Annotated in this window: 22 protein-coding genes; 19 read left to right on the forward strand and 3 right to left on the reverse strand. The window is 53.0% G+C overall.

Annotated features, from left to right (window positions below):
- The 14 genes from serC to cysM all read left to right on the forward strand — a co-directional run bounded on the left by serC (window position 1) and on the right by cysM (window position 13,587).
- Window positions 1–1,131: a 3-phosphoserine/phosphohydroxythreonine transaminase gene (gene serC, locus QWY27_RS14570; protein WP_290199164.1), complete on the forward strand. Its 1,131-nt coding sequence runs from the start codon at window positions 1–3 to the stop codon at window positions 1,129–1,131.
- Window positions 1,124–2,209, forward strand: a complete 1,086-nt coding sequence (gene pheA, locus QWY27_RS14575) for a prephenate dehydratase (RefSeq protein WP_290199165.1) — start codon at window positions 1,124–1,126, stop codon at window positions 2,207–2,209. The genes serC and pheA overlap by 8 nt, the downstream gene beginning before the upstream one ends.
- An 81-nt stretch (window positions 2,210–2,290) precedes the next feature.
- Entirely contained in the window at window positions 2,291–3,421 is a 1,131-nt protein-coding gene (hisC, locus tag QWY27_RS14580) for a histidinol-phosphate transaminase (protein ID WP_290199166.1), read from the forward strand.
- Between the two features lie 11 nt (window positions 3,422–3,432).
- The gene (locus tag QWY27_RS14585; RefSeq protein WP_290199167.1) at window positions 3,433–4,323 is read left to right on the forward strand and encodes a prephenate dehydrogenase; all 891 of its coding nucleotides are present in this window, start codon (window positions 3,433–3,435) and stop codon (window positions 4,321–4,323) included.
- On the forward strand, window positions 4,320–5,636 hold the full coding sequence (gene aroA / locus QWY27_RS14590) for a 3-phosphoshikimate 1-carboxyvinyltransferase (RefSeq protein WP_290199168.1): 1,317 nt from the start codon (window positions 4,320–4,322) through the stop codon (window positions 5,634–5,636). The genes QWY27_RS14585 and aroA overlap by 4 nt, the downstream gene beginning before the upstream one ends.
- Window positions 5,633–6,292 (forward strand): (d)CMP kinase, encoded by a 660-nt coding sequence (cmk, locus tag QWY27_RS14595; protein ID WP_290199169.1) that lies wholly within the window; start codon window positions 5,633–5,635, stop codon window positions 6,290–6,292. Before aroA ends, cmk begins: the two co-directional genes overlap by 4 nt.
- A 58-nt stretch (window positions 6,293–6,350) precedes the next feature.
- The gene (rpsA, locus tag QWY27_RS14600; RefSeq protein ID WP_290199170.1) at window positions 6,351–8,063 is read left to right on the forward strand and encodes a 30S ribosomal protein S1; all 1,713 of its coding nucleotides are present in this window, start codon (window positions 6,351–6,353) and stop codon (window positions 8,061–8,063) included.
- Between the two features lie 5 nt (window positions 8,064–8,068).
- The gene (locus QWY27_RS14605) at window positions 8,069–8,377 is read left to right on the forward strand and encodes an integration host factor subunit beta (protein WP_290199171.1); all 309 of its coding nucleotides are present in this window, start codon (window positions 8,069–8,071) and stop codon (window positions 8,375–8,377) included.
- 84 nt (window positions 8,378–8,461) lie between these two features.
- Window positions 8,462–8,779 carry a LapA family protein gene (locus QWY27_RS14610; protein WP_290199172.1) on the forward strand — a complete coding sequence of 106 codons (318 nt, stop codon included), beginning with the start codon at window positions 8,462–8,464 and terminating at the stop codon, window positions 8,777–8,779.
- A gap of 54 nt (window positions 8,780–8,833) precedes the next feature.
- A complete protein-coding gene (gene lapB, locus QWY27_RS14615) occupies window positions 8,834–10,057 on the forward strand; it encodes a lipopolysaccharide assembly protein LapB (RefSeq protein WP_290199173.1) in 1,224 nt (407 codons plus the stop codon).
- Window positions 10,054–10,983 (forward strand): D-glycero-beta-D-manno-heptose-7-phosphate kinase, encoded by a 930-nt coding sequence (gene rfaE1 / locus QWY27_RS14620; RefSeq protein ID WP_290199174.1) that lies wholly within the window; start codon window positions 10,054–10,056, stop codon window positions 10,981–10,983. Before lapB ends, rfaE1 begins: the two co-directional genes overlap by 4 nt.
- Window positions 10,980–11,972 (forward strand): ADP-glyceromanno-heptose 6-epimerase, encoded by a 993-nt coding sequence (gene rfaD, locus QWY27_RS14625; protein ID WP_290199175.1) that lies wholly within the window; start codon window positions 10,980–10,982, stop codon window positions 11,970–11,972. Before rfaE1 ends, rfaD begins: the two co-directional genes overlap by 4 nt.
- 136 nt (window positions 11,973–12,108) lie before the next feature.
- A complete protein-coding gene (locus QWY27_RS14630; RefSeq protein WP_290199176.1) occupies window positions 12,109–12,612 on the forward strand; it encodes a ComEA family DNA-binding protein in 504 nt (167 codons plus the stop codon).
- 57 nt (window positions 12,613–12,669) lie between these two features.
- Window positions 12,670–13,587, forward strand: coding sequence for a cysteine synthase CysM (cysM, locus tag QWY27_RS14635; protein ID WP_290199177.1), 918 nt, complete (start codon window positions 12,670–12,672; stop codon window positions 13,585–13,587).
- Window positions 13,588–13,641: 54 nt separating this feature from the next.
- On the opposite strand, the gene mltB is transcribed toward cysM, so the two are convergent.
- On the reverse strand, window positions 13,642–14,802 hold the full coding sequence (gene mltB / locus QWY27_RS14640; protein WP_290199178.1) for a lytic murein transglycosylase B: 1,161 nt from the start codon (window positions 14,800–14,802) through the stop codon (window positions 13,642–13,644).
- A 194-nt stretch (window positions 14,803–14,996) separates the two neighbouring features.
- Between mltB and QWY27_RS14645 the strand changes: the two genes are divergently transcribed.
- The 3 genes from QWY27_RS14645 to QWY27_RS14655 are packed head-to-tail and all read left to right on the forward strand — an operon-like array spanning window position 14,997 to window position 18,537.
- The gene (locus QWY27_RS14645) at window positions 14,997–15,746 is read left to right on the forward strand and encodes an electron transfer flavoprotein subunit beta/FixA family protein (protein ID WP_290199179.1); all 750 of its coding nucleotides are present in this window, start codon (window positions 14,997–14,999) and stop codon (window positions 15,744–15,746) included.
- 2 nt (window positions 15,747–15,748) lie between these two features.
- Window positions 15,749–16,675 (forward strand): electron transfer flavoprotein subunit alpha/FixB family protein, encoded by a 927-nt coding sequence (locus QWY27_RS14650; protein ID WP_290199180.1) that lies wholly within the window; start codon window positions 15,749–15,751, stop codon window positions 16,673–16,675.
- A gap of 14 nt (window positions 16,676–16,689) precedes the next feature.
- Window positions 16,690–18,537 carry an acyl-CoA dehydrogenase family protein gene (locus QWY27_RS14655; RefSeq protein WP_290199181.1) on the forward strand — a complete coding sequence of 616 codons (1,848 nt, stop codon included), beginning with the start codon at window positions 16,690–16,692 and terminating at the stop codon, window positions 18,535–18,537.
- Between the two features lie 43 nt (window positions 18,538–18,580).
- Here QWY27_RS14655 and QWY27_RS14660 read toward each other — a convergent pair whose 3' ends face one another.
- Window positions 18,581–20,212 carry a thiamine pyrophosphate-dependent enzyme gene (locus QWY27_RS14660; RefSeq protein WP_290199182.1) on the reverse strand — a complete coding sequence of 544 codons (1,632 nt, stop codon included), beginning with the start codon at window positions 20,210–20,212 and terminating at the stop codon, window positions 18,581–18,583.
- Between the two features lie 192 nt (window positions 20,213–20,404).
- On the opposite strand from QWY27_RS14660, the gene QWY27_RS14665 reads away from it, so the two are divergent.
- Window positions 20,405–20,569, forward strand: coding sequence for a hypothetical protein (locus tag QWY27_RS14665; protein WP_290199183.1), 165 nt, complete (start codon window positions 20,405–20,407; stop codon window positions 20,567–20,569).
- 41 nt (window positions 20,570–20,610) lie between these two features.
- Here the strand turns inward: QWY27_RS14665 and QWY27_RS14670 are convergent, their stop codons facing one another.
- Complete coding sequence (locus QWY27_RS14670; protein ID WP_290199184.1) at window positions 20,611–21,483, reverse strand: DMT family transporter; 873 nt, start codon at window positions 21,481–21,483, stop codon at window positions 20,611–20,613.
- Between the two features lie 268 nt (window positions 21,484–21,751).
- Here QWY27_RS14670 and rplS point away from each other — a divergent pair, with 268 nt between their 5' ends.
- On the forward strand, window positions 21,752–22,129 hold the full coding sequence (gene rplS, locus QWY27_RS14675) for a 50S ribosomal protein L19 (protein WP_290199185.1): 378 nt from the start codon (window positions 21,752–21,754) through the stop codon (window positions 22,127–22,129).
- Window positions 22,130–22,297 lie beyond the last annotated feature (168 nt).

Below are 22,297 nucleotides of genomic sequence, written 5' to 3' on the forward strand. Positions count from 1 at the left end.
ATGGCGCGCCCCTGGAATTTTTCAGCCGGGCCTTCTGCGATGCCTGAATCAGTATTGAGACAGGCTGCGCAGGAAATGCTGGATTGGCATGGCTCGGGCATGTCTGTGATGGAAATGAGTCATCGCGGCAAGCAGTTTGTTGAAATCTGTTCTCAAGCCGAGGCCGATTTGCGCGAGTTGCTGGGCGTGTCCGAGGATTATGCAGTCCTCTTCATGCAGGGTGGTGCGACGGCAGAAAATGCCATCATTCCCATGAATCTGCTGGGTCGCGTGGCCAAGCCCAAGGCGGATTTTGTGATCAGTGGGATTTGGGCCAAAAAATCCATGCAGGAATGTCAGCGTTATGGCGATGCCCAAGAGGCAGCGACCAATGCAGCCGAGACGGTGATCGATGGGCGCGCTCAGTCACCCGGAACCTGGTTGCCGCCCTCTGGTTCTTGGGTCGTACGACCAGATGCGGCGTATCTGCATATATGTAGCAATGAAACAATTGGCGGTGTCGAGACAATGGATTGGCCAGTTATGGCTAATCTGGGTGCTCCAGACGTCCCCTTGGTAGTCGATGCCTCTTCGCATTTTTTATCTCGTCCAATGCCCATTTCCAGCACTGGGATGATTTTTGCAGGGGCGCAAAAAAATGCCGGACCGGCTGGTTTGACCGTGGTCATTGTCAGACGTGACTTGATCGGTCATGCTTTGCCCATTTGCCCGTCAGCTTTTGACTATGTCAATGTTGCGCGTGAACACTCAATGTTCAACACGCCACCAACCTATGCCATTTATATTGCCGGACTGGTGTTTAAATGGCTCAAGGAACAGGGTGGACTTGCAGCGATGGAGCAGCAAAACATCGCAAAGGCATCCCGACTCTACGGGTATTTTGATCAGAGCTCCTTTTATAAAGTTCCAGTACATCCCTCCGTTCGCTCGAGGATGAATGTGCCTTTTTTCTTACCGGATACTGCGCTGGAGTCGGCCTTCCTGGCGGGGGCGCAAGCACGCGGTTTGATGCAACTCAAAGGGCATAAGAGTGTGGGCGGGATGCGCGCCTCAATTTATAACGCCATGCCTCTAGAGGGTGTCATGGCACTTATCGACTATCTCAAGGATTTCGAGCGCTCTCATGGATGAGTCATTGCAAGCCCAGTTGTTGCCTCTACGCCAGCGCATCGATCAGATCGACGCTGAAATTCTCGATTTGCTCAACAAACGTGCCCTGACTGCGCAAGAGGTGGGTGAGGTCAAGCATGCCCATCACGCCGAGGGTCCCGTGCTGCGCCCTGAGCGCGAGGCGCAGGTTATTCGGCAATTGCAATCACTCAATCGCGGACCTTTTCCCGCCGAAGCAGTCGCCTCTGTGTGGACTGAAATCATTTCTGCCTGCCGCGGGCTTGAACAAGCACTCACTGTTGCATTTTTAGGACCTGCTGGATCTTTTTCTGAACAAGCCGCATTTGAGCATTTTGGTCGTTCGGTCACAGGTTTGGCCTGTCCTTCGTTTGACGAGGTGTTTAGAGCAGTCGAAGCAGGTGCGGCACAAGTCGGAATGGTACCGGTCGAGAATTCGACCGAAGGCGCGGTCAACCGCACGCTCGATTTGCTGCTCGGTTCTTCTCTGCGAATTTTGGGCGAACGTTCTCTGATGATTCGCCACTGCCTGTTGAGCAAGTCTGGCAACATGCAGGGGATTACTAAAATTCTCGCTCACCCCCAGGCCTTGGCTCAATGCCAAAACTGGCTCAATCGTGAGTATCCAGGTATTGCGCGCGAGCCTGTTTCGAGCAATTCCGAGGCTGCGCGCCTTGCTTCCCTAGACCCCTCTATTGCTGCGATCGCCAGCGAAGTCGCTGCGCAAACTTGGGGTTTACAGGTTGTGGCACTTGGGATTCAAGATGACTCACAAAATAAAACGCGTTTCCTGGCGATCGGAAAGCTCGATATTTTGCCTAGCGGACGAGATAAAACCAGCTTGATCCTCGCTGTACCGAATCGAGCAGGCGCTGTCTACCAGATGCTGTCACCCTTGTCTGAAAATGGGGTGTCGATGACGCGCTTTGAGTCTCGCCCCGCTCGCACTGGACAATGGGAATACTATTTCTATGTCGATATCGAGGGACATTGCGAGGATGCACGGGTCAAGAAGGCACTCGCAGCTCTCGAAAAGCAGTGTGCGTTCTATAAGTTATTGGGTTCTTATCCGGCGCAGTAGTTCTCATGAATCACGAGTGTGCCAGGTCCGGCGCGCTCGTTGGTTATTTCGTCTTCGTTCAGTTTTCTTGGTGTCTCGCTCATGTCCCCTCAAGACTCTGTATTGATTCCACCCCCACACATTGCCGCAATCGCTCCCTATCAGGCCGGTAAGCCCATCGAGGAGCTGGCGCGCGAATTCGGACTGGATCCGGCCAGTATTGTGAAACTTGCCTCAAATGAAAACCCACTTGGCATGCCTGAGTCCGCACGGCGCGCAATCGCCGATGCCGTGGCTGGGTTAGGTCGCTATCCTGACCCTGCGGGTTTTGATCTCAAAAGGGCGTTATCCGAACGCTATGGGGTACCACAAGATTGGCTCACCCTAGGCAACGGTTCGAACGACATTTTGGAGCTTGTGGCTTCTGCTTTGCTTGAGCCTGGTAGCTCTGTGGTGTACTCGCAATTCGCCTTTGTCGTATATAGGTTGGCCACGCAAGCGCGTGGTGCGGAGCATATTGTGGTCGCGGCAAAAGACTATGGACATGATTTGCCTGCAATGCTCTCTGCTATTAAAAACAATACTAGGCTCGTGTTTATTGCCAATCCAAACAATCCAACGGGTACATATTTAGCCAACGATGCAATTGAGTCATTTTTAGCTGCTGTGGCCCAGCGTCACGGCACCCGCGTGACCGTGGTGCTTGATGAGGCTTATAACGAGTTTTTAGAGCCTGAGCTCCGCGTGGATAGCATCGGACTGGTCAAACGTTATCCCAATCTATTGGTATCCAGAAGTTTTTCAAAAGCATATGGCCTGGCGGGTTTGAGGGTAGGCTTCGGCGTGGCACAACCGGTCCTGACAGACTTGCTCAATCGCGTTCGACAGCCGTTCAACGTCAACGCTCTTGCGCAGGCTGCTGCGATTGCCGCGCTGAGTGATAAAAAGTTCCTGGCCGAGAGCTTTGAAGTCAATCGCGCAGGCAAGATTCAGCTGCAACATGCTTTTGATAAGCTTGGTTTGACTTATGTGCCAAGCTATTCAAACTTTGTACTCGTGAAGGTCGGAGACGCAGCTGGGATTAATCTCGAGCTCCTTAAGCGCGGGGTGATTGTCCGTCCGGTCAAAGGGGATGGCTTGCCTGAGTGGTTGCGTGTTTCAATCGGTTTGCCGCACGAGAATCAAAAGTTTATTGATGCGTTGACTGCAATATTGAAATCGTTGGGCGCGTGAGTGCGATCAAGATGAGTGCCGTCAAAATGGATGCTTTCAAGATTCAAACTGTTGCTGTGATCGGTGTTGGTTTGATCGGTGGCTCATTTGCCGCCGCCCTCAAGCAAGCCGGCGTAGTGAAAAAGGTATTGGGGGCGGGGCGTCGTCCTGAAACCTTGCAAGAGGCCGCCAGGCTTGGACTGATTGACGAGGTGGTGAGCTACAAAGACGCTGCGCAACGCGCGGATTTGATCTTTGTGGCCGCACCGGTTGGGGCTTTTGAGAGTATTTTCAAAGAGTTGTGTCCTTGGCTTGGTCCAAAAACGATCATCACTGATGGTGGCAGCACCAAACAAAACGTAATTGAAGCCGCTCGTGTTGGACTCAATACTCGCATTGCGCAATTTGTTCCTGGTCACCCGATGGCCGGCTCGCATGAAAAAGGGCCTCAGGCTGCAGACCCGCAGTTGTACGTTGGACGCCGTGTCATGCTGACCCCACTGGTGGAAAACCATCCTCAGGATGTCGAGACTGTTCGTTCGGCATGGCAGGCATGCGGTGCAAACGTGGTGTCGATTGAACCGTCACAACACGATGGCGTAGTAGCTGCCATTAGTCATCTGCCGCACTGGGTGGCCGCGCTTTACATGGAGTATGTGACGCATAGCGACGACGCTGCGCTCAAGCTTGAGACTGCGGGATCTGGCTTTCGAGACTTCACGCGCGTCGCGCAAGGATCTGCTGAAATGTGGCGTGATATTTTTATCGCTAATCGTCCCGCCATGCTTGCGGAACTTCAAGCGATGAAGGCTGTTTTTGAGCGCGCCGAACATGCCTTGCGCGAAAATGATGCGCAGTGGCTTGAGGACATGCTTGATCATGCCTCTAAAGCGCGTCGTGATTGGCAGGACCTTGGGTCATGAGTCGTCAAGCGTTCTTGGATTTGCCTCCAGCCAAACATGCCGAGGGTACCGTTATATTGCCCGGCTCTAAAAGTATTTCTAATCGTGTCCTGCTGCTTTCTGCCCTGTCCCAGGGAACGACGCGCATAGAGGGCCTGCTCGAATCTGACGATACGGCTGTGATGCTGGCCGCTTTAAATCAGCTTGGGGTCCAGGTCATCAAGCATTCTTCTGAATCTGTCAGCGTGACGGGTGTTGCACGGTTTCCTGTCATTGAGGCGCAGCTTTTCATGGGCAATGCCGGAACCGCGATACGTCCTCTCACCGCAGCGCTTGCAGTCATGGGCGGGCATTACAGTCTCTCTGGTGTGCCGCGTATGCACGAGCGTCCGATTGGAGATCTTGTTGACGGGCTCAGGGAGATGGGAGCTCGAATCAACTATCTCGATCAGCCAGGCTACCCGCCGATTGAGATCCTTGCCCCCGGGCAGCTGAGTGATCGTGTGCGTGTGCAAGGTTCGGTTTCCAGCCAGTTTTTGACAGCTGTGCTCATGGCCGCGCCGCTTGTTGTGGCACGCACCGGTCGAGCATTGACTGTCGAGGTGATTGGCGAGTTGATCTCTAAGCCATATATCGACATTACGCTCAATCTCATGGCGCGTTTTGGTGTGGTGGTCACGCGTCATGGCTGGCAGCAGTTTGTGATTGATGCTGATGCAAGCTATCGCTCACCTGGAAGCATTTTTGTGGAGGGCGATGCGTCATCTGCTTCCTATTTTCTGGCACTTGGAGCGATCGGTGGGGGACCTGTGCGGGTGGTAGGTGTTGGAGCCAATAGCATTCAGGGTGATGTAGCCTTTGCCGATGTTGTCGAGTCCATGGGTGCAAGGGTGCGTCGAGAAGAGGCTGCGATCGAAGTCTCGGGGGTCGATGTCACAGCAGGTCATCGATTAAAGGCGTTTGACACCGATTTCAACTTGATCCCTGATGCAGCGATGACTGCAGCGGCGTTGGCGCTGTTTGCTGATGGGCCGTGCACGTTGCGCAATATCGCGAGCTGGCGAGTCAAAGAAACCGACCGGATCCATGCGATGGAAACTGAGTTAAGAAAACTTGGCGCTCGGGTTGAGAGTGGCCCGGACTGGTTGCGCGTTCATCCCATCGAGTCCGGTCTTTGGCACGATGCCTCGATCGATACCTATGATGATCACCGGGTGGCGATGTGTTTTTCCCTGGCTGCCTTCGGTCAATCCCGTGTGCGGATCATGGATCCTGAATGCGTCAGTAAAACATTTCCAACTTATTTTGCTGTGTTGAGTGGTCTGCTGACATGAATCATCCTATCCCTGTCATCACGATTGACGGCCCGACTGCTTCTGGTAAAGGCACGGTTGCCCATCGAGTAGCCGAGGCGCTAGGGTGGGGGGTGCTTGATAGTGGAGCCCTGTATAGACTCACCGCGCTTGCCGTGATGCAAAAGGGTATTGACCCGTCTGATGCGCAGGCCGTGGCAGACATCGCGAGAACTCTTCAGGTTAAGTTCCACCCCGGAGGCATACTGCTTGACGGATCTGAAGTCTCTGAGTTGATCAGACAAGAGCGCGTCGGTAATTTGGCTTCGCAGCTCGCACCCAACCCTGCTCTGCGAGCGGCTTTACTTGGGCGACAGCGGGCCTTTCGACAGAGCCCCGGGCTTGTTGCGGACGGTCGGGACATGGGAACAATTGTGTTTCAAGACGCTAACTTAAAGATTTTTTTAGTTGCGGATGTGAATGCGCGCGCCCAGAGGCGGTGTAAGCAATTGATCGAAAAGGGAATTTCTGCTAATCTACAAGACCTGCTTGCCGATATGCGTGAGCGAGATGCGCGAGATATCGAACGCGCGGTCGCTCCTCTATTACCTGCACAGGATGCGCATGTCGTTGATTCGTCTCACCTGACGATTGAACAAACTGTGCAAAGCATCCTTGACCTGTGGTCAAGGGTTTAACCACTCCACCCGAATAGGGTGTGTTACCGGCTCCAAAGGCCATCTGGATCTTCCGTACATGTCAACTCAACAAACCTCAACCCAAGCCGGCGAAAGTTTTGCCGCGCTGTTTGCAGAAAGTATCCAAAAACAGGATATGAAGTCCGGCGAAGTGATTTCCGCCGAAGTCGTTCGTATTGATCACAACTTCGTTGTGGTGAATGCTGGACTGAAATCAGAAGCACTGATTCCCCTCGAAGAATTCCTCAACGATCAGGGCGAGCTCGAAGTCAAACCAGGCGATTTTGTATCTGTCGCGATTGACTCGCTTGAAAACGGCTATGGTGATACCGTGCTGTCCCGCGATCGTGCAAAGCGCCTGTCAGCCTGGTTGTCACTCGAGCAGTCGCTCGACAAGAACGAACTGGTGACTGGCACGATTACAGGTAAAGTCAAAGGCGGTCTGACTGTCATGACAGCAGGCATCCGTGCCTTCTTGCCAGGCTCGTTGGTTGATCTGCGTCCAGTCAAGGACACAACGCCTTTCGAAGGCAAGACCATGGAGTTCAAGGTCATCAAGCTTGACCGCAAGCGTAACAACGTTGTGTTGTCACGTCGTGCTGTGCTCGAGGCCAGCATGGGCGAAGAGCGTCAGAAGCTCTTGGAAAACCTCCAGGAAGGCTCCATCGTCAAGGGTGTTGTCAAGAATATCACCGACTACGGCGCATTCGTTGACCTCGGCGGTATCGATGGTTTGCTGCATATTACAGATATGGCATGGCGTCGCGTGCGTCACCCATCCGAAGTCTTGACCGTTGGTCAGGAAGTTGAAGCCAAGGTCCTCAAGTTTGATCAGGAAAAGAGCCGCGTCTCCTTGGGCGTCAAACAGCTTGGCGAAGATCCATGGGTGGGCTTGGCACGTCGTTACCCACAGGGCACACGCCTGTTCGGTAAAGTGACGAACCTCACAGACTACGGTTCATTTGTTGAAGTTGAAGCAGGGATCGAAGGTCTGGTTCACGTCTCCGAAATGGACTGGACCAACAAGAACGTTGATCCACGCAAGGTCGTGACACTCGGCGAAGAAGTCGAAGTCATGGTTCTCGAGATCGACGAGGACCGTCGCCGCATCTCCTTGGGCATGAAGCAGTGCCGTCAGAATCCATGGGAAGAGTTTGCCTCCAACTTCAAGCGTGGCGACAAGGTCCGCGGCGCGATCAAGTCGATCACAGACTTTGGCGTGTTTGTTGGCTTGCCAGGTGGCATCGACGGTTTGGTTCATTTGTCCGATTTGTCATGGACAGAAACGGGCGAAGAGGCTGTTCGCAACTTCAAGAAGGGTGACGAGCTTGACGCTGTTGTTCTGGGCATCGACACAGACAAGGAGCGCATCTCCCTGGGTGTGAAGCAACTCGAAGGTGATCCATTCAACAACTTCGTTGGCACCTACGATAAAGGCGCTGTCGTTCCTGGTACGGTTAAGGCAGTTGAGCCCAAGGGCGCAACGGTTACGTTGTCTCATGAGGTCGAAGGTTTCCTGCGCGCCTCCGAGATCGCGACAGGCCGCGTTGAGGATGCAACGACAGCTTTGAAAGTCGGTGACAATATCGAGGCCATGATCATCAACGTCGATCGTAAAACACGCTCGATCCAGTTGTCGATCAAGGCACGCGATACAGCCGAAACTGCTGACACGATGCAGCGTATGACTGAAGCAAGTGCTTCTTCGGGCACAACAAACTTGGGTGCATTGCTCAAGGCCAAGCTCGACCAAGCGCGCGACACTGAATAAATCCAGTGACTAAGTCAGAACTCATCGCCGCACTGGCAGCCCGCTACTCTCAGCTGGCCGCCCGTGACACAGATTACGCAGTCAAGACCGTTCTTGATGCGATGACCCAGGCTTTAGCTGAAGGTCAGCGGATCGAGATACGCGGTTTTGGCAGCTTTTCTCTGTCAGAACGTGCGCCTAGAGTCGGGCGCAACCCCAAGTCGGGTGAGCAAGTGTTGGTGCCTGGAAAACAGGTGCCACATTTCAAAGCTGGCAAGGAGTTGCGCGAGCGTGTGGATTTAAATGAAGATCAGGCCGGGGTCGTAGCCGGATAGTTTGAAGCCGCCGAAAGGCGGTTTTTTTATGCGTACTGTACCCGGGGCGCTTACAATCACCTTTTGCACTTTGGAGGATCAGCCATGCGCTACTTCGTCTGGGCCCTGCGCCTGATCGTTTTTCTCGCAGTACTTTTATTCGCACTTAAAAACACCAATCCCGTCTCGGTGACCTTTTTCGATGGTTTATCGATACCGAATGTACCTCTGATCGTGGTGATGCTGTCCACGTTTGTATTGGGTACGATTTTCGGGCTGTTACTCACGATTCCTCCTGCACTCAGACGCCGACGTGAGCTCGCACGCTTACGCAAAGAGATTGAAAAGCTTCAAGCTTCCTCCAACCCTCAGACGCAGGCTGGTTTGTCTCCTGATGCGCTGGTGCCGCTCTCACCGATGTAATGCGCGCGGTGCCTTTGCGGTGCCGCATTCCACTTATCTTTATGGAATCTAGTCGTGGATTTTGAAGCCTGGTGGCTGATTTTCTTGCCGTTACTGTTCGCTTTGGGGTGGATGGCGGCTCGTTTTGATATCAAGCAGATGTTGTCTGAGACACGCAATCTGCCAGACTCTTATTTTCGAGGCTTAAATTTCCTACTGAATGAAGAGCCCGATCGGGCAATCGATGCTTTTGTCGAGGTCGCTAAGCTCGACCCGGAAACAACTGAATTGCATTTTGCTTTGGGAAGTTTGTTTCGCAGAAGAGGTGAAATGGAGCGGGCGATACGCGTCCATCAAAGCCTGCTATTTAGAGAGGATCTCCCGATCGCTCAGCGAGATCATGCCCAACATGAGTTGGCACAGGATTATTTAAAAGCGGGGATGCTGGATCGAGCCGAAGAAGCTTTTGCGGTGCTTAAAGACACGAGTTATGCATTACCTGCGCTACGAGCTTTAATCCGCATTTACGAATCAGAACATGATTGGGCGCGAGCAATCGCATCGGTGGAGAATTTACGTAAGCTGGTCAATGAGCCTGTTCCTCAATTGGTTCACTATCACTGCGAGCAGGCGCAAGCCTCTTTGTCTGAGAAGCCACCAAATGTGGAGCAGGCACGCGTGGCCCTTGCCCTCGCTGAGCGCGCGGTTCAACAGGTTCAAACGACTGGAAAAACACCGGCATTTGTACGCGTCGCGATGCTTCATGCAAGTATCGCGAGTTCATTAAAGGACTTTGCTCTGCAGCAGAGGTATCTTGAGTCAGTCCTTGATGAAGCGCCAGAGTTCGCAGGCTTGATCGCCTCTGATTTATTCAACAGCTACAGTGCTCAAGGTCAGGCTGTTGCTGGCCTTGGACGTTTACAAGCTCACTATCAGCAACATCCCTCCCTGGATTTATTTAATGTTGTATTTCGAGGGTTGAGAACACAGCAAGGCGTTGATCAAGCCTGGGCTTTTGCGAGACTGGCTTTGCAGTCGCATCCGTCATTACTGGGTCTGGATCGTTTGCTTGAGGCCGAGTTGGCCCAAAAAGCGCCTGCCGATCATGCGCCGTCCGAGAGCCCCATTCCAGGTGCGGATTTGACGTTGTTACGCCGACTGATTAACCGCCATACACAACGTCTTGATCGATATATTTGTAGCGCCTGCGGGTTTCAGGCGCGCCGCTATTACTGGCAATGTCCGGGTTGTAACGCGTGGGAAACCTATCAGCCGCGCAGATTGGAAGAGTTGGAATGAGTTCGTTTCCTAAAGAAGCTATTGCGCGTGCCCGTGTCCTCGTTGTCGGGGACGTCATGTTGGATCGCTACTGGTTTGGCGAGGTTGAGCGCATCTCTCCGGAGGCCCCCGTACCGGTTGTACGTGTGGTCAAACGCGAGGATCGCCTGGGTGGTGCAGCGAATGTGGCGCGCAATATTGTTGCCTTGGGTGCTTCAGCCACCCTTGTCGGCTTCGTCGGTGAAGACGAGGCGGCCCAAAGTGTACGCAAGCTGCTATCCGATGCAGGGATTGCGTTTCATCTGATGGCGGACGCGGTGCATCCGACGACGCTCAAGATGCGCGTCTTGGGGCGGCAACAACAGTTACTACGCATTGATTTCGAAGAAAAACCAACCGCTTCATTGCTTGAGAATTTGCGTGCCCAAGTTGAAAACTTGCTTTCTGATCACGATGTGATTGTCTTGTCCGACTATGCCAAAGGCGCCTTAGCTCAGGTTGAAATGTTAATCGCGCTCGCGCGTCAAAAAGGCTTGCCTATTCTGGTGGACCCAAAGGGTACCGACTATCAGCGTTATCGTGGCGCGACTCTTGTCACCCCAAACCGCAGTGAAATGCAACAAGCTGTTGGTGCGTGGGACTCTGAGCAATCCTTGACCGATCGTGCGCAGACGCTGCGTGAGCAACTCAGCCTTGAGGCGTTGCTCGTGACACGTTCAGAGCAAGGCATGACGCTCTTTACGGCCCAAGGGCGTGAGCATGTGGAGGCTCAGGCCCATGAGGTTTTCGATGTGTCAGGTGCTGGTGATACAGTATTGGCAACTTTGGCGGTTATGCGTGCCTCTGGCGTTGACTGGCCGAGCGCGATGCGATGGGCAAATCGAGCCGGTGGTATCGTTGTCGGTAAACTAGGTACTTCCATCGTTACTGCAGGAGAGCTTTCATGATCATCGTCACTGGCGCGGCAGGTTTTATCGGCAGCAATATTGTGCGCGGTTTGAATCGCAGGGGTATGACTAATATTCTAGCGGTGGATGATCTCACTGATGGCGACAAGTTCGTGAATCTGGTTGGTGCGCAGATTTCTGATTACATGCACAAAGATGATTTCCGTCGTTGTGTGCTTGATGGTTTTTTGCCAGGCATTCGCGCGGTCTTTCACCAAGGTGCGTGCTCGGATACGACCGAACGTAATGGCCATTTCATGATGGATAACAACTATCGTGTCACGCTTGAGTTGTTTGAGTACTGCCAATCGCACAAGGTCCCATTCATTTATGCTTCTTCGGCTGCAGTTTACGGTGCGGGTCCTGTTTATGTTGAAAGTCTTGAAAACGAACGACCACTGAATGTTTATGGTTATTCCAAGTTTCTGTTTGATCAGGTTGTCCGTGCCCGGTTGAATACCCTGACGGCCCAAGTGGTTGGCCTAAGATATTTCAATGTTTATGGACCCCAGGAGCAGCATAAAGGCCGTATGGCTTCGGTGGCTTTCCACAATATGAATCAGTTTCTCGCAGAGGGCTATGTCCGTTTGTTTGGTGGCTGGGATGGTTACGGCGATGGCGGTCAAATGAGAGACTTTATTTCCGTGCACGATGTGGTGGATGTAAACCTCCATTTTCTGGATCATCCCCAGAGCTCTGGAATTTTTAATTGCGGAACTGGACGTGCGCAGCCTTTCAATGATGTCGCAGCTGCAGTGGTCAATTCAATGCGCAAGATTCAGGGAAAGTCAGACTTGCCACTCGAGGATTTGGTCAAACAGGGCTTGTTGCGCTATGACAGCTTTCCGGATGACTTGAAGGGCCGCTATCAGAGCTATACCCAAGCCGATGTGTCCGCCTTGCGTCGCGCAGGCTTTACTCAGCCAATGCGCGATGTTGAAACTGGGGTGTCCGAATACGTTCATCAGTTGCACGCAAATCAACACTAATCCGTTGCGTGAACTCCGCAGGGCTGAGCGCTTGTTTTTGACACTTCTCAGCCAGGTTTGTCCCCCAATATAACGCCTCTTGAATGGACCTATTCCGGGTTTGTTTAAGTTGTCAGACTATCGGAGCAAACCTCGCATGAACCCTTTTCTTGAAGACCCCGTTGCACAACCCCTTGTCCAGCATTCCCGCGCAAGTTGGCGCGCGCGCAGCAAGCATGTGCGCGAGCCTCGCCATTCGAAAAAAAACCGAACAGCCATGATCGCTGCAGGCCTAGCGATTGTGTTGCCGGCTCAAGCGCTCGATGTCAATACAGCCTCTGTCACCCAGCTTGAAAGCTTGCGAGGTATTGGTCCGAGAACTGCCAAGATGATTGTGCAGGAACGAAGTCGAGCGGGCGCCTTTGTATCGATGGAGGATTTGTCCGATCGGGTCAGGGGTCTGGGTATGCGACGGGTGCGTGCGTTACGCCAAGCAGGTCTAGATGTTCATTCAGACAGGGCGGGGACTGGCGCTCAACAAGAGACTGCGGCGCTTTTGCCCGAGATGCCGGAAAAACCGAGCTCAGCAAAACGTAGACCACAGTCTCACAGTCAGTCGTTCGTTGCCAAACCGGAGGTCATTTCACCTCAGCCTTTCTAGAAAATTTTATGGGTTTGAACGGACAGTTTTCTGCACTTTTGGGTATGATCAACAACTATGAAAACATATCCTACCGTCGAAAGCACAGTTGGCAACACACCGCTCGTGCAGTTGCAAAGACTGCCTGGTCCAGTCGCCCGTGAACGTGGCAATATCGTCCTTGGCAAGCTAGAGGGTAACAATCCCGCTGGCTCGGTCAAGGATCGACCGGCCTTGTCGATGATCCTGGGCGCGGAGGCGCGCGGTGAAATCAAGCCTGGCGATACGCTGATTGAGGCGACCAGTGGAAACACAGGTATCGCCTTGGCCATGACGGCTGCGATGCGTGGTTACAAAATGATTTTGATCATGCCGGACAATTTATCAATCGAGCGCCGTGCTTCGATGGCAGCATATGGCGCCAAGCTGATTTTGACTCCGGCAAGTCAAGGAGGCATGGAGCATGCGAGGGATCTTGCTGCGCGCATGCAGGCCGAGGGGCAGGGAAAAGTATTGGATCAATTTTCAAATCCAGACAATCCTTTGGCGCATTTCAAAACGACGGGTCCAGAGTTGTGGGAGCAAACAGAGGGGCGCATCACACACTTTGTCAGTGCCATGGGTACGACCGGAACGATCATGGGCGTTTCCCGTTATTTGAAAAGTCGAAATCCTGCAATCACAATTGTTGGGGCTCAGCCCGCAGAAGGTTCGCAAATCGCAGGGATTCGCAAGTGGCCTGAGGCGTATTTGCCTTCCATTTACGATCCATCTTTAGTGGATCAGTTTGAGCAGATCGAGCAAAAGGATGCGGAAAACATGGCGCGACGACTCGCCGCAGAGGAGGGTATTTGCGCCGGTGTTTCAGCTGCGGGCGCATTGATTGCGGCACTGCGCGTCGCACAGACTGCACGCAATGCCACGATTGCTTTTATCGTGTGCGACCGTGGTGACCGCTATCTTTCCACAGGTCTATTTGACGAGCAGGCTCAATAGGCGTGAGGCAGCACGGCTTGAAGAGCCCGCTCACACCGCGTGCATCGCGCTCCCTTAGTTCTTCAGCGCTTCGGCCAAGTCTGCAACGGATGCTGCATAAAAGTAGCTCCGGTTGTATTGGGTGATGGCAAAGAAGTTTGGTGTCGCGGTACGTAATTCGACGCGACCGGACGCTTCTTCAGGTAAGTCAATCACCCCAAGTGGTGCGCGGGACCAAGCTGCTTCTTTTGCGCCGGGGGCGAGCTTTGCGCCCGCCGCACGCAATTGCGGCCAATCCAAGTTCGGTGTGAGACCACCGTCCACGAGTTTGTCGGCAGAAGCGGGCAGTGTGACCGGTGCGAAGACCGGTAGTCCGCGCTGCCAACCATGCTCAATCAAAAAGTTTGCGACGGAGTCGATTGCATCGGACATATTGTTGGAAAGGTCTATTTTTTGAGATCCGGTCGCGCTGACTGCAAAGCGTTTGATGCTGCCAGGCATGAATTGAGGGATCCCAATTGCACCGGCATACGATCCTTTTACACTGCGGGCATCAATTTTTCCGGTTAAATCGAGCTCAATCAAATCTGCGAACTGCCCACGGAACATTGCTGCGCGATCGGGTCTTTTAGGATCAGGATAGTCAAAACCAAGTGAGGCCAAGGCATCCAGAACGCGGAAATTGCCTTGGCTTTTTCCATAGAGTGTCTCGACACCTATGATCGCCGCAATGATGTTTTGTGGAACGCCATAACGTTTTGTTGCGCGATCGAGTTCTTTTGCATACTGCTGCATAAACGCGCGGCCCTGATTGATCCGGATGGGTTCAACAAATCGGCCTCGATAGGTGGCCCAGCTGCGTGGCGCACGTGGTTGACCCACAGCGGGTGGGGTCACAATCCGGATCACTGTGGGGTTGTACTTGGCCTCTTCAATTAATTTGAGGACCGCGGGCTCTGAAAGATTGCGAGAGGAAGCGAGTTCAACGCCAAATTGACGCAAAACCTGGCTGCGAGATGTTTGGGTGTGCCCACCTGCTGGAGCATCGTAACGTTGGTTATTTTCCGTCGCGCTGGCTGATGAGGTGGCTGAAGCTTGATCTTTGATTGCCGCACGGGCGGAGTCATTGCCTGAGCTTGAGCCTGGTGACCCTGCCGAGCCTGAGCATGCGCTCAAAACCGTACCAAGAATGAGGCTTAAGGCGAAAATGTTCAGGGTACGGCGATGTGGGAACATAAATTTTCCTTATTGGCGATAGTCGCTATGATACCTAGACAGCCGTTTTTTTTCTGATTTAGGTGTTTCTTCCATAATGACATAGGCATCGTTTCACAATCGCATAGGGGATGACAGGCGAGATCAAACCTATATCCGGTAAAATCGGAGGTATATATATTTCAAATGCATGACTTATTTCTGGAGATCGTTGGATGAAGGTGCTTGTGCCTGTAAAACGTGTCGTTGATTACAACGTTAAAGTGCGCGTGAAATCGGATCAGTCGGGTGTCGATATTGCGAACGTCAAGATGTCGATGAATCCTTTCGATGAAATCGCCGTAGAGGAAGCCACGCGACTCAAAGAAAAAGGTGCGGTGTCTGAAATCATCGCTGTCTCCTGCGGAGTCGCTCAGTGTCAGGAAACGCTGCGCACAGCCATGGCTATTGGTGCGGATCGCGGCATCCTGGTGCAAACCGATGTTGAGCTGCAGCCTTTGGCTGTTGCCAAGCTCCTCAAAGTCTTGGTGGACAAAGAGCAGCCACAGCTCGTTATCCTTGGCAAGCAGGCCATTGATGATGACGCTAACCAAACGGGTCAAATGCTGGCGGCTCTGCTGGGCTGGTCTCAGGCGACTTTTGCAAGCAAGGTTGAGCTTGGTGAAGGTGTTGCGCGCGTCACGCGCGAAGTCGATGGCGGCCTCGAGACCTTGGAGCTCAAGCTGCCTGCTATTGTCACGACTGACTTGCGCTTGAACGAGCCTCGTTACGTGACTTTGCCGAATATTATGAAAGCCAAGAAAAAACAGCTCGATACCGTGACTCCTCAGGATCTGGGTGTGGATGTTGCCCCTCGCCTCAAGACCCTCAAGGTCGCTGAGCCTTCAGCCCGCTCGGCGGGTGTCAAAGTGCCCGATGTCGCTGCACTTGTCGATAAACTCAAGAACGAAGCCAAGGTGGTTTGATCATGTCAATACTTGTCATTGCTGAACACGATAATGTTCAACTGAAAGCCGCAACCCTCAATGTTGTCGCTGCCGCATCCAAAATCGGTGGTGATGTGCATGTGCTCGTCGCAGGCGCGAATGCTGCCGCGGTTGCACAGCACGCTGCCAAAATTTCAGGTGTGTCTAAGGTCTTGCTGGCTGAGTCTCCCGCCTTGGCGGATGGTTTGGCTGAAAACGTTGCCGAGCAAGTGCTTGCCTTGGCTTCAGGCTATAGCCACATCCTTTTTGCCGCGACCGCATCTGGTAAAAACGTATCGCCTCGTGTCGCTGCTCGTCTGGATGTTGCACAGATTTCTGAAATCCAGTCCGTGATTTCACCCGATACCTTTGAGCGCGCTATCTATGCAGGTAATGCTGTGGCCACTGTGCAGTCCGCAGACCCTGTCAAAGTGATCACCGTGCGTACGACAGGTTTTGATGCAGCCCCCGAGGGTGGCAGCGCCGCTGTTGAGTCTGTTTCACCTGCTGCTGCAGCTGGTTTGTCGACCTTTGTCGGTCGCGAAGTTGCCAAAAGTGATCGTCCTGAACTTGCAGGCGCCAAAGTCGTTGTGTCAGGTGGTCGTGGCATGGGCAGCGCTGAAAACTTCAAAATCCTGGATCCTTTGGCAGACAAGCTTGGCGCTGCGCTCGGTGCCTCGCGTGCCGCAGTGGATGCTGGATATGCTCCCAATGACTGGCAAGTCGGTCAGACCGGGAAAATCGTTGCGCCTCAGCTGTATGTGGCGATTGGCATTTCTGGAGCCATTCAGCACTTGGCAGGCATGAAGGACTCCAAGGTCATCGTGGCAGTCAACAAAGATGCTGAAGCGCCCATTTTTGGTGTTGCGGATTACGGCTTGGTGGCTGATTTGTTCACTGCTGTTCCAGAGCTAGTCGGTACGTTGTAAGAAGGCGGGGCGAGATGACTTATCGTGCGCCCGTCGAAGATTTTAAGTTCATATTCAACTACCTCGTGGATATGCCGGGTGTCTTAAACCTGCCGGCATATTCTGGTGTTGAGTCCGACTTGGTTGATGCGATCCTCGAGGAGAATGCGAAATTCACCTCGGAGGTTGTCGCGCCGACCAACCGCATCAGTGATCGCGAACCGCCAGTATGTGATGCCGGACAGGTGAGCATGCCGCGTGCAATTCACGAAACGTTTAAAAAGTTCGTAGAAGGCGGCTGGCAAGGTCTTAGACACCCAGAGCAGTGGGGAGGTCAGGGGCTGCCCAAGTTGCTTGCGACCGCCACGACTGAAAATCTGTACGCTGCGAATGTCGCGTTTTCTTTGTGCCCGATGCTGACAGATGGCGTGATCGAGGCCTTGTTGCTGACTGGCTCTGACACTCAAAAACAGACGTATATCGAGCCGCTCGTGAGTGCTCGATGGACGGGCACAATGAATTTGACCGAGCCGCAGTCCGGTTCTGATTTGTCTCTGGTGACAACTCGCGCCGTGCCTCAGGCGGATGGTCTTTACCGTTTGTTTGGTCAGAAAATTTACATCACGTTCGGAGAGCACGATCTCGCCGAAAACATTATTCATCTTGTCTTGGCGCGCACTGCAGATGCCCCTCCTGGTGTCAAAGGCCTCTCGCTATTTATTGTTCCAAAATTCTTGGTCAACGCGGATGGTTCGCTCGGTCCGCGCAATGATGTCTGGTGCGCTTCGCTCGAGCACAAGCTTGGCATCCATGGCAGTCCCACAGCAGTACTGTTGTTTGGCGACGGCAAAGGTGAGGTCGGTGAGGGGGCGGTTGGCACCTTGGTCGGTCAGGAAAATCGCGGTTTGGAATACATGTTCATCATGATGAACGCTGCGCGTTTTGCCGTGGGTGTGCAAGGCATCGGTGTGAGCGAGGCCGCTACTCAAAAAGCCATGTCTTACGCGCGTGACCGTGTTCAGAGTCGAGCGATAGAAGGCTCTGCGGGGCCCGTTTCTATTATTCGTCATCCGGATGTTCAGCGTATGCTCATGACCATGCGCGCATTGACCGAGGGGGCCAGAGCGATTGCCTGTATGGCTGCTGCCGCGGATGACCTCAGTGTCGACCATGCCGATGCAGAGATTCGCCGTGCCAATCAGGCCCTCTACGACTATCTTGTGCCCGTTGTAAAAGGATTTTCCACCGAGTGCTCGCTGGAAGTCTCCTCTCTTGGTGTGCAGGTCCATGGAGGGATGGGATTTATCGAGGAAACAGGTGCTGCACAGTTTTACCGTGACGCCAGAATCCTGACGATTTATGAGGGAACGACAGCGATACAGGCCAACGATTTAATCGGACGAAAGACCTTGCGCGATGGCGGAGCGGTTGCAGAACAATTGATTGAGTCCATGAGTCAGACGGTTGCTGCACTCCGTGAATGCGCGAATCAGACTCAGGTTGAGCACCAGGCTGGTTTGTTGTTGATCGCGGACAAACTTAATCAAGCCGTTGCGCACTACGCTTCGGTTGTGTCATACGTGAAAGAGCAGACGCAACACAACATCCGTGCAGTCTATGCGGGCAGTGTGCCTTATCTGATGCTCTCGGGCTATGTGCTTGGCGGATGGCTGATGGCGCGTGCCGCTCTCGTGTGCGCGCAGGAGCAATCAGAGAGTTTGTTGACAGAAGTCTCTCCCGATTTCATCAAAAATAAATTTGCCACCGCAGTGTTTTATGCGGGTGTGATTCTCCCCCGCACGCAAGCTCTGGCTGATGCCATTCACCAAGGCGTGGTGTTGACCCAAGCGCTTGATCACTCTACCTTGATGCAGGCAAGCTAGCGGATGGCTTTCATTTGGTGGTCCCCCGCCAGGTTTGCCACGCCTAGGGCAATATTGCGTCAAGACTTGTATTGACCTCGATCAAGATGGGTGCGCGTTCGGTCATGGCCGCACGCAGGACGGAATCAATCTCAGCTTGCTCCTGAATCCGCGCAGCTTTCATCCCAAAACTTGTGGCAAGCGTGCAAAAGTCCGGATTGAACAGCGAGGTGCCACTGACGCGTCCGGGGTAGCTGCGCTCCTGGTGCAGTCGAATTGAGCCATAGCTGGCGTTGTTTGACACAATGAAAACGATGGGAAGCTTCCTATCGACAGCAAGAATCATCTCATTGCCAGTCATCAGAAAACCGCCATCACCCACCATGCAAATTGTCATGCGTTCAGGTTGGCGCAGGGCGCATGCGAGCGCCGCCGGCGTTCCATACCCCATTGCGCCGGCAAGCGGAGCCATGAGTCGCTGACCGGTTTTAAGGCAGAAATGTCGGTAAACAGGGGCGGCAAAAGTCCCGGCATCCAAACAAACAGTCGTATCAGGTGTCGCCATGTCTGCCACGGCACGTACGACTTCGGTAAAGTTGACGCCTTTCTTTGCTTTGCGATTGGGCCAGGCGGCATACGGCTGTGAGTGCTGTCGCAATATCTTGAGCCACTCTTGCCGCTCTGTTCCGGGTTGCGTGGCATTAGCTTGTGTGAGTGCGCGTACAAGTGCGACCGGATCACAGACCAAAGGATAATCAGCCACCGTATCCCAGTTTACGATCCGTGAGTCAGGGTAACAATGCAGGAGAGTTTGAGAGGCCTGAGCGTAGCGCGGGAATTGGAAATTTTGAGTGGTGATATCGCCTAAGCGCGTGCCCAGCGCTAGAACAAAATCGCTTTGTTGCAGGGTCTCCATCTGGGCGGCCTGGTTGGAGAGTCCCAAGTCGCCAACAAACAGCGAATCGTCGTTGGGGAAAATGTCGTGGCGACGAAAGGACACCATGGTAGGAAGTTGCCAGTGGTGCACAAAGGCCTTGAGTGCCTCGCGTCCCCCCGGGCAATCAAACATGCCGCCGGCGATTACGACAGGTCGCTTGGCATTGGCTAGACGTTTACTGAGTTCGTCCATGACAGATTGATCTGGCAAGCCAAAAATTTGGGCATGATTGCGAAAGGCGGGCTTGGCAACGGGTTGTTGCTGAATGTCCTCGGGTATGACGAGCACCACCGGCCCCGGAACGCCCGAGGTCGCCATACGGATCGCTTTAAATGCGGCCTCTCCAAGTTGTTCTGGTGTTTGGCATTCGAACACCCATTTGGCGATCGAGCCGTACATTTTCTGGTAGTCGATTTCCTGAAAGGCTTCGCGACGCAAATCGCGTGCGGCGATTTGGCCGACGATCAGAATCATCGGCACAGCATCTTGTTGAGCGGTATGAACAGCAATCGCAGCATTTGAGGCGCCCGGACCCCGACTAACCAATGCGACTCCGGGACGACGCGTCAAGCGACCGTCTGCAACAGCCATATAGCCCGCGCCACCTTCATGTCGGCATGTCACGACATCGATTTGTGGAAAATCAACGACGGCATTTAGCAGACCAAGATAGCTTTCTCCGGGGACAAGAAAAATACGATCGATACTGTGGTCAGCAAAAACTTGAAAGAGTGCATGACTGGAAGTGAAAGCGTTCATGAAAATCTTAGCTAAGTTAAGTTTTGTTTATGATAAATTGTCTATGTTCAGATCGCAGTGGAAAACATATAGCGGTGAAATTAGCATAAAGCGCGTTGTTGCAAAAAAACAAAATAAATACTGTCCTTGCAAACAGTACTGATTTAATATACAGTACTGTTTATGTATTCAGTCTTTAAAAGGAGTAGCAACATGACACGCGAAGTCCGCCACAACTACCCACAATCATTTGCAGCATACGGTCCCGACAGCCAGACATCAACAGCCAAAAAGATGGTCTCCGATGTATTACTGCTGACCTTTTGGATTGCCATGGTGCCGGTTTCCTTATGGATTGGTACTGCCGCAGGTTTTTAATGCCATGGCAGTAAAGCAGAGCAGTAAAACATTGCACCGCCTTAGCTGCTTGCTAGCATCACCACACCAATGGCAATACAGCAACAGCCTATAAGCCTGCCCCAGCCCACAGGCTCGCGCAAGATATATAAACCAGCCAGTGTCGCCAACAGCATCGACATTTCTCGTGCGGGCGCCACAAGGCTGACCGGTGCTCCATCGCGCAGAGCATACAAAACTAATATATAGCCCAGCGGTGAAAGGACGCCAACAGCCCATGCCAATGGCCAAAAGCCCCGCATGGCCTGCCAGTTTCGTTTAGGTTGTCGAGCCATATGGGGCAGCATGATCACTGTTCTGGATGCAGTCGTTGCCCAGTCAAACAGCACGGGAGCGATAAATAGCACCTTGACGCCATATGCATCCACAAGCGTGTAGGCGGCAATCAAGCAGCCGACCAGCAATCCCCAGCGCACGCCTATCATGGCCTCTGGTTGCAACAAACGCCTGATTTGTCCTTGTGTGGCGATCATCAACACACCCGCTACCACACAGAGCATGCCACCAAGACCCAGCACGGTAGCGGGTTCACGAATAAAAAGAATGGCGCCAATTGTCGATAAAAACGGGCCCGTCCCTCTGGCGATTGGATAGACTACGGAGAGGTCTGCCACTTGATAACCGCGTTGCAGGCTGAGGCTATAGGCTAGATGCAGTGATCCTGATAAAAGGATGCACCCTAAAATCGCCCAGCTCCATTCGTTTTGTTCAAAAACTAGGATCCAAATTACCCAGGGGGCAAAGAGTATGGTCGAGCACAAGCCATATGCAAAAACAAAGGGTGGCCCAACTTTAGCGGCTCTTTTGGCCAAGAGGTTCCACGAGGCATGACAAATCGCCGCGACGATGACCAGTAGCAGTGCGGAAAAAGTCATGCGAGAGTGATCTCAGTATAGGAAAGCTCAGTGAAAGGACTGCCATGAAAGGACAACGATGGTCTTGGGCACTGCAATTGTCAAGATATTGAAACATTTTTTGCCTGGAGGCCTCTCTAAAATCGCTTAGTTTCAGGACAAAAGGCCGAAAAATATAGTAGAATCAATGACTTTTTATCGCATCCTCTGCCCGGTAGCAGATGCCCGAATAGGTCGGACATCCCAGCCAAATAATATTGACCGAGAGCATGATGACTTGGAGTTTTTTATGAATTTGATCGAAATTATTGAGCAAGAAGAAATTGCTCGTTTGACTGGCGGCAAGCCTGTCACCGATTTTGCGCCAGGCGACACAGTCGTTGTGAGCGTGAACGTGGTTGAAGGTAACCGCAAGCGTACACAGGCTTTTGAGGGTGTCGTGATTGCTCGACGCAATCGCGGTCTGAACTCAGCCTTTATCGTGCGCAAGATCTCTTCTGGTGAGGCAGTCGAGCGTACATTCCAGTTGTACTCACCACAGATCGCTGGCATCGAAGTCAAGCGCCGTGGCGATGTTCGACGCGCGAAACTCTACTACCTGCGTGACCGTTCCGGTAAGTCCGCACGTATCAAAGAAAAGCTCGTTCGCAAGACAGTCGCTGCCTAAGCGTTTACCGTTTAGATGCGACCGCAAAAAAGCACCTTTCGTGAACTGCACCCCAAAAGTTGGACACCCATCCAACTCTTGGGGTGTTTTTCATGGCGAAGTACGAAAAGGAATTTAAAAGATCAGTAGTTCATGATTACTTAGCAGGTGGCGGAGGCTACAAAAGGC

The organism is Zwartia vadi, assembly GCF_030410375.1.
GTDB lineage: Bacteria > Pseudomonadota > Gammaproteobacteria > Burkholderiales > Burkholderiaceae_B > Zwartia > Zwartia vadi.